Source organism: Parasutterella sp. (assembly GCF_057870745.1).
The window spans coordinates 28,711-43,788 of sequence record NZ_DBMALT010000024.1; the positions used below are offsets into that span (position 1 = coordinate 28,711).

The 15,078-nt window shown below is 46.9% G+C and carries 9 protein-coding genes, 1 tRNA gene and 1 CRISPR repeat array; all 10 genes read right to left on the reverse strand.

Annotated features, from left to right (window positions below; all coding sequences use genetic code 11):
• Position 1 precedes the first annotated feature (1 nt).
• Positions 2-646 (reverse strand): type I-E CRISPR-associated protein Cas6/Cse3/CasE, encoded by a 645-nt coding sequence (cas6e, locus tag ACZND6_RS07820; RefSeq protein WP_008864960.1) that lies wholly within the window; start codon positions 644-646, stop codon positions 2-4.
• Positions 628-1,377, reverse strand: a complete 750-nt coding sequence (gene cas5e, locus ACZND6_RS07825; RefSeq protein ID WP_155165751.1) for a type I-E CRISPR-associated protein Cas5/CasD — start codon at positions 1,375-1,377, stop codon at positions 628-630. The genes cas6e and cas5e overlap by 19 nt, the downstream gene beginning before the upstream one ends.
• 7 nt (positions 1,378-1,384) lie before the next feature.
• Entirely contained in the window at positions 1,385-2,437 is a 1,053-nt protein-coding gene (gene cas7e / locus ACZND6_RS07830; protein ID WP_008864958.1) for a type I-E CRISPR-associated protein Cas7/Cse4/CasC, read from the reverse strand.
• Between the two features lie 17 nt (positions 2,438-2,454).
• Complete coding sequence (gene casB, locus ACZND6_RS07835; protein ID WP_008864957.1) at positions 2,455-3,006, reverse strand: type I-E CRISPR-associated protein Cse2/CasB; 552 nt, start codon at positions 3,004-3,006, stop codon at positions 2,455-2,457.
• Positions 3,003-4,514, reverse strand: coding sequence for a type I-E CRISPR-associated protein Cse1/CasA (gene casA, locus ACZND6_RS07840; RefSeq protein WP_021868373.1), 1,512 nt, complete (start codon positions 4,512-4,514; stop codon positions 3,003-3,005). The genes casB and casA overlap by 4 nt, the downstream gene beginning before the upstream one ends.
• Positions 4,515-7,235, reverse strand: coding sequence for a CRISPR-associated helicase Cas3' (gene cas3, locus ACZND6_RS07845; RefSeq protein WP_155165742.1), 2,721 nt, complete (start codon positions 7,233-7,235; stop codon positions 4,515-4,517).
• A gap of 579 nt (positions 7,236-7,814) precedes the next feature.
• A CRISPR array of direct repeats spans positions 7,815-8,210; the repeat unit is 29 nt; unit sequence CGGTTCATCCCCGCTTACGCGGGGAACTC.
• Between the two features lie 247 nt (positions 8,211-8,457).
• Positions 8,458-8,534 (reverse strand) — tRNA-Ile (locus ACZND6_RS07850).
• 320 nt (positions 8,535-8,854) lie between these two features.
• Complete coding sequence (gene rpoD / locus ACZND6_RS07855) at positions 8,855-11,299, reverse strand: RNA polymerase sigma factor RpoD (RefSeq protein ID WP_155165741.1); 2,445 nt, start codon at positions 11,297-11,299, stop codon at positions 8,855-8,857.
• A 351-nt stretch (positions 11,300-11,650) separates the two neighbouring features.
• Positions 11,651-12,964, reverse strand: a complete 1,314-nt coding sequence (locus ACZND6_RS07860) for a Na+/H+ antiporter NhaC family protein (protein ID WP_008811709.1) — start codon at positions 12,962-12,964, stop codon at positions 11,651-11,653.
• Positions 12,965-12,966: 2 nt separating this feature from the next.
• Positions 12,967-14,916 (reverse strand): DNA primase, encoded by a 1,950-nt coding sequence (dnaG, locus tag ACZND6_RS07865; protein ID WP_155165740.1) that lies wholly within the window; start codon positions 14,914-14,916, stop codon positions 12,967-12,969.
• Positions 14,917-15,078: the final 162 nt, after the last annotated feature.

Below are 15,078 nucleotides of genomic sequence, written 5' to 3' on the forward strand. Positions count from 1 at the left end.
ATCACCAGGCCACCTGCCTTCTAATCAGCATGAGACCACACCCGAAAGCTTTCTCCTTCCCAAAGCCGATCAGGAGTTTTCTTAGAAATTTCTCAGGATCACAAATCTCTAAAACTCCGGAAAAATCCATGATAGAGAATGTGATTCGGTCTCCGTTTTTCCCATACACACACTTCCCTTGATAACTCTCCACATTTGATGAAATTAGGGAAAAGCCTGCTCCTGTCCCTTGCCTTTTTAACCATTCCGCTGCTTCTGCCTGTTGAAGTATTAGGAGATCCTGCCTTTCAAGCTGGGGTACCCTCTTCTTTAAGTCCATAAATAGGTCGTATCTTCTGCCTTTTCGACAAACCGTAGGATTGGCCCTCAAAGAAAAAATAAGGCGATCCCCTTTTCTAAGCTTTGGTTTAAATTCTTTTGTCTCTATCTGGAATAGATCGTTCTTCGTAGGAGCATTTTCAGAAAGAACATAGAATCTTAAGAAGCCCTGCCCCTCTTCTTCTCGGAAAAGGAATTTCCTTGTTTCGTCATCCGTGAAGAGCAGCCATACCCACTGGTGAAGAGCGTAGCTCCCTTTCGTTATTAATTCCTTTAGGCGTCCCGGAGGTAATTTCGCAAGGTCAAGGGTTATTCTGGAGTAGTACATTGCGAATCCTCCCTGTTTAACACTTCTCCGTAATTAATGGTTCTCTCCTCAAACAACCATTTAGTGCGGCTAAGCGGTACGTCTCTTCTTCTAATAATAAATTTCGGTTTGAGATCTTGACACTCTCCCTCCCAATAGCCATCTGCCTGGAGTTCCGGAAGATTGAGGCCCACCGAATTTAATTTCTCCTTAAATTTTTTAGAGCAGCTCCCTAAGACACCTTTGAGATCTCCGCTCATAATCTGAGGGCAAAAGGGCAAACCTGAAGGATTGCTCTTCCGGCCCAAATACGGTGTGAACGTCGGACGCTCCATATACTCTTTAAGTTCCTCTAGCGAATAGGGTGCCTGTGGCTTGGCTTTAACAGCTACAAGCCACCAAGAGTCGCTTAGATAATCTCGAGTAGAGAGTATCGTCTCGAGCTGTTCAGGGTTAGAGAGTTCCTCTTTACGAGTTAAATAAAGAATCTTCTTATTTTCTTTAGGAACCTGGACAGTATGAAAATCCTGAGCCCAAACGGGGTTTTCACTTCCGCAAATTACAAACTCATAGTTTGCTGCAAAGGCCCCATGCATTTTCTCCCGATCTCTCGTAATGCCCACAGCACCCTCAAGAATTCCCAGCAATGCTGATTTTGTGGGAATACCCAGCGTTTGCCTAACTCCGCCCGGAGCACACTCTCCCCACGACGCCATTGGCCCGAATAGTTGAAATATCAGAAATTGATCCATAACTCGCTCACTGACCAACGAATTCAAGCAATTCGGACATAGATCCCGACGGTTTTGTGACATCAAATTTCCTGAAAGCGGTTTGCTGTCCATAAACAGAGTTCAAATTTTCTCGGAATGTCTCCAACCTTGTGATCGCATCTGAGATCATGTTATTTCCGGAGATGGGATGGCAAACAGCAGCAGCCAAGGAACGAGGCTGGAATTCCCCTTTTTCAGCGAGCGCCCAAAGGGCATAACCTCTGCTGCCGAAGCTATTCTGCTTGCCGGTGGGAGGAGTTGTTAACGCCGCTTCTACCAAGGCAATAACCGCTTTTTTGGCCAGAGGTTCGTCTCCGTCAAGATTCTTAACGAGCAAATCGAAATCTAAACAGATATAGTTGTAAAAAACAGCAGATCCAAATGCTGTTTCGCCTAAGTGTCCGGCCCCTGCATCATCAGCCTCTTGCTTCAAATCATCGATCGCTGTAAAAAAATCGTCTTCAATAACAGAAGCGGATACTCCAATCGCATGAGCCACTTGGCAAGCAGCTTCTACATTAAATTTAGGCGAGCTTGCCAGCATTCTTCCGAACAAAGCGATATCCACAGCATGGTTCTTATTTTGGAAGATGGCTAATTCCTCTTCAGTTGGTTCCCTCTTTTCTTCAGAAAGACGCTTTGCAAGAACCCTAACTTTTTCCATCTCCTCAGGGCTAATATGGACGAGTTGCTCTGTTTCTGTATTTACAAGTGAACTGGAATCCTTATCCTTTTTTGCTTTGCCTAGTTTGTTGGCAATCTCAGCTGCCCACTTGACAGCTGTTTTCTGATCAACACCCCCGTCCATCATAATCTTTGCGGCTTCAGTGGCAATTCGGCAAGTTCTGATTCCGATGTGTTTTTTCAATTGCTCGGAGAAGACTTCAGAGGTTCGCCAGGCGCGCTTCAGACTCTGAGAGGAAATTCTAAGTCGAGTAGCACCGCCAAACATCACAGTTTTAGGAGCTCCAGTATCGTCTCGATTGAGATTAGCCGCGGGAAAGGCTGTTAAGAAATGAAGTTGAATAAAGTTGGACATTGTTCTTTCCTTAAAAATTACTCTTGATTGTTGTCATCTGACGCGCCGTAATAATCTAAACTCCAGCGAACCTGGATTAAATCTGTTGGGCGAATATCTTGACCTTTGTTGAAAGCCAACATTTGATTATCAGCGCACCACCTAAAAACATCGTCTGCCAGCGAAACTATGTTTAGTCTGCCATCAGCAAGCTTTACGGCTCGTCTTAACTCTCTAAACAACCCCTCTTCTGTTCTGACTGCTAATAGTCGGCGAAAACGCAGCTCGCTCATTACGGGTGCTCCGCCATTCTTCTGAGCCATCCGTTCGGCAAATGAGAGGGTGGGATCATTTTCCGATACATGAGACACAACGCCGGCAATGATAGCCAGAGCCGTAAAACGCCAAGCGGCTTTTCCTTCCCACAGAGGTTTTAACTTAAATAGCAAATCCCGGAATCCTGAGGATGTGTAAACATCCAGCAGCGAAGAGCATCTACGCAAACTAGCTCTCTGCTGCCGATCTTCTTCCAAATTGTTATGCCAGCTGTTCAGCTTATTGGCATACTCGGTTCCTCGAATAAAGCTCATTTCGCCTCCTTAGGAGTAGATTTTGATTTGGCATAAAGACTCGCCAATAAATTTTTTCTTGCTTCCGAACACTCTTTGTAATCTTTTGGATTCATCTGAGAGGAAAAAGTTCTGTCATCAAAAAAATTCAGTGCAAATCGATTTATGTTTTTTATAAAAGCGCTGAGTGATTCTGAGTCGGAGTTTTTCTCGTCTAGTTCCCTAATCAAACCTAAAAACAGATTTTGAGTAAGATTCCAAAACTCAACGTCCAAATAAGAACACTCACGATTTAATTTACTGAATGCTCTTTTCAGCCCAAGAAGAGTCCGTGCAGCCTTGTCTTGAGCAACCTGTAAGGAAGACTGCATTTCTTTTGACAATAATTGGGGAAGATGATGCTCATACCAGCATCGTACTTTCATGTTGTCGAAGTCGTACCCGAATCCCCAAAGGCCGTGTTTTGTTTCAGTACCAATGTGATGTTTGAAAGTTTCCACAACCAGCGCAGGAATTTCTTTTGTATCCTTGCGGGTTGTTTCCTCATTTAAACCGAGCCAATCCTTCCAAACCAAGCCGCCCGGCTGAAGCTTTACGGAATTTAACTCTCCGGGAGTTTTTAACTTACATCTGTAGGGTGTCAGGGGATGAACCCAACCAGAATAGTTGATCCCGTAGTTTTGTACTTTCATTTTTGAAAGCAGCTGATCACTTTCCTCTCCGCAAAAATCACACCTCCCTTCTTCCAGATCCTCAAAATCGATCCGTACTCGGCGAGGCATTCCCCAGTATGCCTGAAGAGGATTAACTTGTTCCGGAGTCGTCTCGCTCCCTTTAGCTTTGCTGGTCCTTGTTTTTCCCATCCAAGGAAAAACCGCCGCATCAAATTCTTTAGGTACGGGCAGATTCGACTCAAACTCCGGCATAACATTGGCCCATAACTTGCGCCAAAGAGGAACATTTCGGTCGCCTTTGTAACTGTGAAGTTCAATTAGAGTGGTAAGCGGACCGCCTCCGCGAAGGCCGGTACGATACCCTTGTCCTCCAGAGGGAGCATTTAACTGCAAAGAAAATAGAGCCATTGCTGCACAATGAGGACAAAATCTTTTTTCTCCGCGCTTAATAAAAAAGTCTTTATTATGTTTTATGGTGTTCTCACCCGGAGATTCCGGAAGAAGCGCGGCCAGAGGAACCGCTTCTCCTTCCAGCTGGTCAAAATCCTGCATGAATGAAGGGCTCTGGGGACCAAAAATAAACGCCGGCCCGACCTTAGAAAATGCCTTAGCTAGATCCGCTTTTTCTAATCCTTCTTCCCAGATATCAAACCACGCGTCTTCATCCTCCGGCGCCAGGGTTGTTTGGATGAGGCCAATTAAAAACTGCCACAGTGCTGTTTGAAAATCGGCCCTCTCAGCCGCAATGTCCACAATCTCTTCGTCTAATATTTCAAGAGGTGAGATTTTTCTGACGACACCTTTCCTGTCTCGGACCGGTATCCATTGCTCTGATATTAGTGATATTTGCGTCAATTACTCCTCCTGTTTTTTGTTGTTTCCGACAAGCCCTTCTCTGTCCGTATAAAAATCGCAATTCTCCTCGACGAGGAGTACAAGGGAATAGTCCTTATTTTTTTTATGTTCTCTGCACCAGTCCTCCAAGCAGTCTTCAGACAGACCAATGCAGGCATTTTTGTTTTTCTCCCACCAGCCTCTCCGAACGGATAGTCTGCTCGACTCCCACGCCTCCGGACCGTCTCCTCCTGAATAGGGGATAATTTTTCCATTCGTATTCTTTGCCAGCCATATGTTAACTGACTCTGATGCCAGTCGGGTAGAAACATCACCCGCGAAATAGCTATCGTCAATGTCATCCGAAACGCCTGAATTCCAATCAGCAGAGCTCAGATCTTCCTGGAAGCTCACCGATGAATAGCCCGCCGAGAAAACGATTAAATTATTTTTTGCCATTGACCTAGCGGAGTATTCTTTACCACGGTCTTCGAGTGCGCTATCTTGTAATCCACTAGGAATATCTAAGCCATTACCGTAGACGGATTCAATCAAAAGCCGTGCATTATCTGGGAGCTGGATAGTTCCTTGTTCTCTCAAGACTTTCTGAGTTAACCAAAGTCGCGCATGATTCGGATAAACGTAGGCACCTGCATGAAACATTGCCGAATACCAATCTTGTTGGGGAGATTCCGCCCATCTAGGGGCCAAAATATGAAGAACCGGAGTTCCCCTCTCATCCGCTCCAGTATCCTTTACTCTCCCAGAAGCATCTCGATTATGCCGGTGCAGACGGCCTGACCTTTGTACCAGCAGGTCTATCGGAGCCAAGTCCGAAATCAACTCATCAGCATCTATGTCCAGTGACTGTTCGATGACCTGAGTTGCGATGACGATTTTCCCCGCTCGTTCAGAAGAGCTGCGTTTGCCTAGTTCTGACACCGCCTGCTCTTCGATTCTCTGTCTGTCGCTAAATGCAAATCTACTGTGGAAAAGTAGGATTTTTTCCGGATCAATTTTTTTAGAAGAAAGTAATGATCGAAACGCCCGTAGAGCATCATCAATGGTATTCCGAATCCAAACCACGCTTTTGCCTGAAGATGCCTTCTCGATAATGTATTCGATGCACTGTTTCTCTGAGGAGAGCCATGAAACATCGATATTTCTCGGGCGATTCGAGAGAACAGGTATCGATTCAATACCGTTCGAATCGGCCTTTGTAAATAAGGGATAGCTTAACGTCTCAACATCCGAATCTTTTGACGGTTCGACTGACAAGACAGATTGAAAAGCAGATAAATATTGGGTCCTTTGCGTCTGAGACATGGTCGCCGACAGCAGAATTATCGGGGCACCGTAATAAGCCAAGACACTAATTAACTGCTCTAACTCTTTACCCATGTACGCGTCGTAGGCGTGAACCTCGTCGACAATAAATACCTTTTTCTCCAGCCCCAAAAGCCTTAAGTTGTTATGCCGAAACTGCAAGACACCCATCAGGGCTTGATCGATCGTGCCGACGCCTACATCCGCCAAAAGCGCCTTTTTGCTGCTTTCGGCAAACCAACTCGCACAACCTGCGTAAACAGGAGTTTCGTTGTTAAACTCTGAGGAACCTTTTAACAGGTTATCCCATATTTTGCTGGTAAAGCCTTCCATTAACCGGCTGCGGCTATGAGCGAGAATGAGGCTCGGTTTTGAGCCGGGTAAGTACAATTTACTCAGAACATCAACCAACCTGGAGTACATAGCATTTGCCGTCGCCATGGTTGGAAGAGCATAAAAAATCCCATTCGCCCTCCCACTGCTCATCAGTCTCTTAGCCAATGTTAATGCAGCCTCTGTTTTCCCCGACCCTGTCAAATCTTCCAAAATAAACAATTGGGCTCCGATTTTGTTGAGTTGAATTTCCGTTGATACCTCTTGCAGAGGAGAGGGTGTGTGGATATAAGGAAATAGAGATCGGATATTTTGAAACTCTGAAACCTTGGGTGAAGGTGGAAGAATAGCCAAGGCACGTTCAGCTTCTGACAGAGCCTTTTCCCAATACACCTTAAGCGGAAATTCCTCATCAACCCATTGAAAGAATTTCTCGTTAGAGCCGATCCAATCGCAAAGAACTACCAATCCGGAGATTACCCAGGAGTAATACTTAGTCCTATGCCTAACCTCCTTTTGTTTAAAACAAACTGGGATTTCCGCTAAGGGAAAAAGTTTCAATGCCTCTTCTAAATATTGGAATGCGTCTTTCTTATTTTGAGAAGTGAAATTATTTAGATTTTCTTTCAGTTTAGGAGGAACACCATGATGTCCTGTTGTAACAGATATCCAAATGTCTAGGATTCCAGCTTTTCTTCCTGTACCCAACTCGGACTTTGGCAAAACTTTTTCTAATTTCTCAGGCTCTTCAAAAATCTCTCTCCAGAAAGCGTAACCCAAAACATCGTGCCTAAAATTCTGGCAGACAAGTTCACGGCAATCTTCCTGACCGCCTACCCAAACCTCCCTTTGAAACGAGCAAGCAAACTTTCCTATGTCATGAGAACTAAGAAGCCAAGCAAAAAACTGCGCTCCGCTTTCTCCTTCCAGACCAACTTGTTTGAGAGTATCAGCAGCTCCAAACAAATTATTGGTTACCATCAAATAACCGACGGCTGCCACATCGAGTAGGTGGCAAGGGAGTAAATGAATCCGCCCAACTCCCGAGATGTGGTCTTTTCTATATTTTGCCCAGTAGCGCATAAAATCAAAAGGGTAATTGTTCTTACGACATCGTATTACACTTTATTACATCGAAAACATGCAAGAAACTTTCATTATTTTGAAAGTTAGGTTGTCGGCTTAAAGGGTAATCATTTTTTACCTAGATAAAAATTCCAAATTTTTGGGGTGTTCACAACCTGAAGAAATCCTTGAGAAAATTGACTATTTCATTTTGATAGGATTAGGATCATTAAGTAGTCGAAAATTTCAACATAAAAGAGATGGTTAACCTCTCTTTAATTTTTTATTTGGTTATGAACCTGTCCGCAGGGTAAGAAATTCGAGATTTCGCAACTGGTTGAGATAACCGACAATTTCTAAATATCAAGTTGACAATAAAAGACAAGAAAAGCGGTTATTTATTAACGGAACTCCGTCCTTTGAGAGGATTTTTTCATAGACTGCTTTTTTGATCACTTCCGCCACGATCTTCACTATTAAGCCTACGACTGGACCTACTAGAAAAATCTTTGGCTCTTTTTGCTCACATCTGAGAGACCGGTACATCTCCTTCACGCGGGAGCTCTCTTTACAGGGGAATAAGGCCGACGCCGAGCGAGGCTCCTCCCCGCTTACGCGGGGAACTCTCATCGTTGGATGAAGCACCAATCACCAAACCCGGTTCATCCCCGCTTACGCGGGGAACTCACCGTCTGCCTCTTTGATTTCCTCCCAAGTGGCGGTTCATCCCCGCTTACGCGGGGAACTCACTCCTCTTTGCTAAGAGAATTCCTTTGCACTCGGTTCATCCCCGCTTACGCGGGGAACTCGCATTGACCCTGCTGTACTCGGAGCCGCAATTCGGTTCATCCCCGCTTACGCGGGGAACTCACTTAAACACGCTCGTTAGCAGAGCTGGTTCCCGGTTCATCCCCGCTTACGCGGGGAACTCCCACTTGGCGGCTTCGTTAAAATCTTCAAACACCGGTTCATCCCCGCTTACGCGGGGAACTCACTTAAACAAGGCATAGAGCACCTTACTAACTCTAGCAAAGATTTCCTATCGGGAAAATATGCAAAGAACCCTGAGACTGTTTTGAATCATTTCAAGAACAGTTCCCTGGATTAGAAAATTTCAGAGCCATTTAATTTCAAAGACAAATGCTCTGCTGACCTGAAAGAGGATAATAACGTTTACAGAAGGCCGGGGTTCAGAATCTGTTCCATCCTGACTTCAATTAATTGGATTTAATAGATGAGGTGGTGGCCCCAACTGGACTTGAACCAGTGACCAATCGATTATGAGTCGACTGCTCTAACCAACTGAGCTATGGGGCCTAATGATGAAGAGATCACCATTGTGCAGAAGTGCAATTCTATCAGAACTTCTAATGATTCGTTTTTAACCTTTCCTTCTCAAAAGACTGAGGCGTTGTCATAAATAGAATTAAGAAGGTGGTGGCCTCAACTGGACTTGAACCAGGAACCAGTGAGACACGAGAAAAAACTCTTCTATATCAATTCCGTAGTTAGCCGAACATAGATAAACATCTCCGAGTTCTAAAAGAACCTACATAGCACAACAAACTGTTAATCAGTCCGGCTCCAGATAAAGCAAAGGCCGGAAAATTCCGGCCCCTACTTCGTGTTTTTAAATCTTAGTTATTGCTTCCGCCTTCCATGAAGCTCTTCAACTTATCCGAACGGCTTGGATGACGAAGCTTACGAAGGGCTTTGGCCTCAATCTGACGAATTCTTTCACGAGTAACATCGAACTGACGGCCGACCTCCTCCAACGTGTGGTCGGTGCTCATTTCAATGCCGAAACGCATTCTTAGAACCTTGGCTTCTCTCGGAGTCAGAGAATCCAGAACTTCCTTAGTGATCTCGGTAAGACTGGACTGCTGAGCGGCTTCCGCAGGAGCAACAGTTCCGAAGTCCTCCAAGAAATCTCCAAGATGCGAATCCTCGTCGTCACCGATCGGGGTTTCCATAGAAATCGGTTCCTTAGCGATCTTCAGGATCTTACGGATCTTATCTTCCGGCATATCCATTTTCTCAGCCAACTCTGCTGGATCCGGCTCAACACCGGTTTCCTGGAGGATTTGGCGAGAAATACGGTTCATCTTGTTGATGGTTTCAATCATGTGAACCGGAATACGAATGGTTCTGGCCTGGTCAGCAATAGATCTCGTAATAGCCTGACGAATCCACCATGTGGCATAAGTAGAGAACTTATATCCGCGGCGATATTCGAACTTATCAACAGCTTTCATCAAGCCGACGTTGCCTTCCTGAATCAGATCGAGGAACTGCAAACCGCGGTTGGTGTATTTCTTAGCAATAGAAATCACCAGACGAAGGTTAGCTTCGGTCATTTCGCGCTTAGCTTTTCTAGCCTTAGCCTCACCGGTTGCCATCTGGTTGTAAACGTCCTTCAGATCCTTCAGAGGCAGCGTTACAGCATTCTGAATATTCTGAAGCTGCTGCTGGAGATGCTGAATTTCAGGAAGCTTACGTTTGACGTCGATTGCGTAAGGCTTATCGCTCTCTGCAATTGCCTGAGACCATGCCAAGTTCGTTTCGTTGTCAAGGAATTCCTTGAGGAACAGCTCACGCGGCATCTTTGCACGATTGACGACGATGTCGTAAATACGGCTTTCGTACTTACGAACTTCTTCAACCTGCGTTTTCAGCATGGTGCACAAGCGTTCAACAGTGTTAGCTGTAAAGCGCAGAGAAAGCAGTTCTTCCTGGATTGCATCCTGGGCCTTAATAAAGGCAGGAGAACGGTAACCTTCAGCCTCGTAGGCATGCTTCAGATCTTGATAAAGCTCTTTGCAGTGGTCGAGTTTGGCAAGAACGACTGTCTTGAGTTCGTCAATCTGACCTGCCGTCATACCGGAAGCACCAATGTCCGTGCTTTCGTCGTCTTCAGCCACCTGCTCGCTGGCTTCTTCATCCAAACCGTCAACCAAGCCGTCCACGATCTGGTCGATCTGCATTGTGCCGTTTCTGACCTTTTCAGCGTCTTCCAAAATAGCAACGATCGTTGTCGGGCAGCCGGAAATAGCGTGAACCATGTGCTTCAAGCCGTCTTCAATTCGCTTTGCGATTTCAATTTCGCCTTCGCGAGTCAGAAGCTCGACGGAACCCATTTCTCTCATATACATTCTGACAGGGTCAGTCGTACGGCCAAATTCGCTGTCAACGGTGGCCAAAGCAGCTTCAGCTTCTTCTTCCGCTGCGTCGTCGCTGGCAGTCGGAACAGAATCGCCGATGAGCAAATCGTCTGCGGTCGGGGCCTGTTCGTAAACCTGAATACCCAAGTCAGCCAATGTCGAAATGATCTGGTCGATCTGATCCGGATCGACGATATTTTCCGGCATGTGGTCGTTAACTTCAGAGTAAGTCAGATAGCCTCTTTCCTTACCCATGCGAATTAACGCCTTAAGCTTGTTCAAACGAGTTTCTTTATCGTCTTCTTCATGATGAGCATAGCTACGGTTCAAGGCTTCTTTCATTGCCTTGTCACGTGCCTTGCCTTTTCCGCGAACAGAAGCCGGCGGAACATAGGACTCAGCGATTGCGACTTCTTCATCGATGGAGTCGTCGTCGCTATCACCAACCAAGTCGTCCTCAGTTGTCTCAACTTTTGCTTTTCTGCCGGGACGGCCGCGTTTGGCCTCAGGTTTTGCCTTTGCCGTTGTCTTTTTAGCAGCTGTTTTCTTAGCAGGAGCTTTTGCGGCTACGGCTTCGCCAGCAGTTTCGTCAGCTGCGGCAGATTTAGCTGCTGTCTTTCGAGTTGTCTTTTTTACGGGGGTTTCTTCAGCAGCTTTAGAAGGTGTGGCTTTAGCCGCCGATGTCTTTCTCGTCGTTTTTTTAACCGGTTCTGCCGTCACTTCGGCAACCGTTTCTTCAGCAGCTGCCTTCTGAGTACGAGTTCTCTTTGCAGCTGTAGCTTTCGTTGCCGTTGTTTTAGCGGCTGTTTTCTTTGCAGCGGTCTTGGTTGCTGCAGTAGTTTCGGCTGCTCCTACTTTTTCTGTAGTATCAGCGCCTGCATTCGTAGTTGTCTTCTTAGTTGTTTTTTTGGCTGTTGCCATGTTCCACCTTATGATGACTACGCATCAAACGATCGAAAAAACAAAAGCGGAAAAAATGCACCGCAAAACTGCTCGTGTAAAATTCCGCCTGTCTTTAACGAATTAACCTGAAACGGCCGGTCGAAGGAAGCAAAAAATTTCAGCGGCCATAGCGTTGGACCGATACGTAAATCCTTCAACACCCGACTCAATTTCAGGGTTTTTAAAGCGCCTCCGATCTATCCTCGATCTCCTGGGCGCGCAAATAGCCCTACCGACTATTTTGGTAAGGTAATTTTACCATGCCTGTCAAGGCCCTTCCCTTAATTTTTGCGAATTCGTCGCAAATTGAGGAGTTTTTTGATAATCAGCTTAGGAGAATGTCGGGTAGGTTTTGCGAAGAACTTTTTCGACGAGAATGCCCCATACCGGAAGCATCCAAAGGAAGACCGCTGCAATAACGCAGCTTTGAGGCGCGCCGATCGTTGCCACAGGTACAGCACCGGCGATGGACCATGGAATCAACGGGGCAATGACAATTGCGGTGTTTTCCAATGAAGCGGCCATTTTGATTTTATCCGGCTGGATCTTATTGCAAAGCTGCTCGGTCAAAATAACTGCAAGCATCTGGTTGCAGGATAAAGCAGCCGTCGCCAAGGCGGTCAGCGTAATTGTCAGGAAAACGCCTGCCTTCGCACCGAGATAAGCAATGCCGCTTTCTAAACGTCTCAGCATCCCCGTCAACTCAAAAATCCCAGCAAACGTGCAGGAGATAGAGATGATGCAGCAAACCTGAATCATCGAAAGAACTCCGCCGCCGTTCATGAGACGCCCCACTTCAGGGGAAGCTGCCTGATATCCGCTGAATAAAATCTTGCAAAGTTCAATAGAACCTAAATCTCTCAAGAAAAGCGCTGTGACGAAAGCCGATGCGATACTCGCGATCATAGTGAGCTTAATGTCGGCCTTGAGCATGACCATCGTTAACAGAACGATGGCCGGAATCAAGGTCCAAGCAGACAGAATGTATTCCTGACTAAAAAGTTTTGTCAGGTCAATATCCGCGGCTTGGGCGCCCTGCCCGTTTCCTACAAAAAAGTAAATGAGACACGCAAGGAGGAACGGGATCAACCCAGTCCTCAGCATATTTTTAATGTTTTTATAGAGCTCCGTACCGGTAACAGCACAGACTAATTGCGCGCTGGTCGATACCGGAGAGCAGCGATCTCCTACATATGCACCGGCAAGAGCAGCTCCGCCGGCCCAAAACGGAGAGACGCCCATAGCGACACACAGCGACATGGTAACTACACCCATCGTTGCCGCGGTACCAAAAGAAGTCCCGATCAGAGAACTCAAGGCGGCATTCAAAATAAAGGTGCCCAGGAGACTCCAAGAAGGAGAAATGATCTCGGAGGCATAGCTGACAAGGTAGGCGATCGTTCCGCTGGCTCGCCAGGACGCGGTCAACGCTCCGATTAAGAGCATCACTATGATGATGTTGCTGATCTTAGCAATGCTTTGACGGCAAGCCTTTCCGATTTCCTGCAGGCTAAAGCCGCGATAAAGGGCATAGCCGCAGAAAAGGAAAAACGCGAAAATCAGCGCGTAGAGGATCGATGTGCCTGTGAAGAGACAATAAAAAAGAGAGGCGCAAAAACTGCCGACTGTCAGAACTTCTAACATTCTTACTTCTCTCGTTTTCTCAGCAGAATATCGTTAATACCCGCATCAATGGATTTGATTTCTTTCTGGAGATCCTGATCGAGCTGCATCAAGTCTCTGAAAACTTTTCTGTCAGCGTCATCTAAGTTGCCCTTTGTCGACAAAGCCCGACGCTGCACCTCGACGCGATTCAGCTCCATCTGAAGGAGGATACGGCGGCATTCCAATCGCGCTGCTTCCAGCGGTGTTTGAAGTATCTGTCCTTGACTCAGCCCTTTTCGAATGACCGAATCAATGCCCTCTTCCAGTAAGAAGGTGGAAATCATTGAACGGGCCGAATCCATTTCTTTTTCGAAATTTTCATCGGCAGGTCCCGGAAGGTCAGCCAGGAACTGGGCAAGCGTGTGGCCGCTCTCATCCTCGTGCGTCACTCGCTCAATCACTTTGAACAACAATTCCGAAACCGGAGAATTGCTCTCAGACAGCTGCTCGGCGAGCATGCCTTCAAATTCCAGGGCCAGCTGAGGAAAACGCAGAAAGTTTCTTAGGAGTGCCATTAAAGGGGCGTCTGCCGTCGGAGGAATACTTCGTCCGGTCGACGTCGGAATCCGCGGCGTCTTATACCGGTCGTAGCCTCTTCCGAAGCTGTATCGCTGATTGCCAAAGCCGCTGGGTCTCTGAGGAGCCGCCGGCGGCAACACAGGAAAACCGAAATATTTACGGAGTTCGTCGGAATTCTTATAGCCGACTGCCGTGCTCAAACGTTCGATTAAGCCATCGCGCAGAAGCGGACTTTTTGTCTTACGAACGAGCGGAGATGCTTCTTCAATAAATGCGTTGCGGTCTTCAAGAACGGCTAAATCCAGTCCTTGAGACAATGCTTCAATCAGGTAACTGGAAAGCGGCAGCGCCTTTTTGAGCATCTCTTCGAAGGCGGGAGCGCCGGACTTCTTGACCAAACTGTCGGGATCTTCGCCCTCGGGCAGGAACACAAAACTGACTTTCTGAGCATCATCCAAGAGCGGAAGCGACAAATCCATCGCGCGCTTTGCCGCCTTACGCCCTGCCGCATCTCCGTCAAACGAGAAAATGACGTGATCGGTCATCTTAAGAAGGCGTTCAATATGCTCAGCTCGAATCGCTGTACCCAGTGGTGCACAGGCCTCTCCGAATCCGGCTTGAGAAAGCTGAATCACATCCATCTGGCCTTCGACCACGATGACGCGCTTTTTATCCTGAATGCTTTTGCGCGCTTCGTACAAACCGAAGACTTCGGAGCCTTTCGCAAAAATCGGAGTGTCGCCTGTGTTGATGTATTTAGGCTCTTCCCCGATCATGGTTCGCGCACTAAATGCAATGACTTGTCCGCGAATATTGCGGATCGGGAACATCAGGCGGTTGCGGAAGAAATCGTAGACGTTTCCGCTCTGACCGGTTCTCTGAAGACCGGCCTCTAAAAGCAAGGGTTTGAGGTCAGGTGTGAAGACGGCGTCTAAGTTATGCCAGGCATCCGGCGAGAAGCCGATGCCGAAACGCTCGATGGTTTCGTCTTTGAGTCCGCGGTTATGGAGGTAGTCTTGGGAAAACTTGTCGCTGTTGAACTTATCGCGGTAAAACTCCATCGCCCTCTGCATAATCTCGGACAAACGCGGTTTACCGCTCTTGGGTTTAGGTGCGCCGCCTTCGTAGCGAACCTGCATGCTGAATTCAGAGGCGAGCTTTTCGACTGCATCGACAAACGGAAGATTCTCATACTTCATTAAGAAGCTGATGGCGTTGCCGTGTTCTCCGCAGCCGAAGCAGTGATAAAAACCGCGTTCGCGGTTCACTGAAAAGCTCGGACTCTTTTCATTATGGAAGGGACAGCACGCCCAAGCCGAAGCGCCCTTTTGCTGCAAAGGAACTCTGCGGTTAACGACCTCGTAAATGTCTGCTCGGTCAAGCAGTTCTTTAATAAAAGACTGTGCGATCAAGAATCAAACTCTCACAAGAAAAGGCGGGGATGGAAACTGTTTTGAAAGATCCTGCCGCTATAAAATCGAGTAGGGGAAGCTTTCACCTACCCCTCTCACACCACTGGGCATGCGGGTCTCGCACCCAGCGGTTCCAATTAACCTATGCGGGTCGCCTACTTG

What these genes read in the sequence shown, in the direction of transcription:
- cas6e (WP_008864960.1), bottom strand. Translation starts at nt 646, where the DNA reads ATGTACTACTCCAGAATAACCCTTGACCTTGCGAAATTACCTCCGGGA.
- cas5e (WP_155165751.1), bottom strand. Translation starts at nt 1,377, where the DNA reads ATGGATCAATTTCTGATATTTCAACTATTCGGGCCAATGGCGTCGTGG.
- cas7e (WP_008864958.1), bottom strand. Translation starts at nt 2,437, where the DNA reads ATGTCCAACTTTATTCAACTTCATTTCTTAACAGCCTTTCCCGCGGCT.
- casB (WP_008864957.1), bottom strand. Translation starts at nt 3,006, where the DNA reads ATGAGCTTTATTCGAGGAACCGAGTATGCCAATAAGCTGAACAGCTGG.
- cas3 (WP_155165742.1), bottom strand. Translation starts at nt 7,235, where the DNA reads ATGCGCTACTGGGCAAAATATAGAAAAGACCACATCTCGGGAGTTGGG.
- rpoD (WP_155165741.1), bottom strand. Translation starts at nt 11,299, where the DNA reads ATGGCAACAGCCAAAAAAACAACTAAGAAGACAACTACGAATGCAGGC.
- ACZND6_RS07860 (WP_008811709.1), bottom strand. Translation starts at nt 12,964, where the DNA reads ATGTTAGAAGTTCTGACAGTCGGCAGTTTTTGCGCCTCTCTTTTTTAT.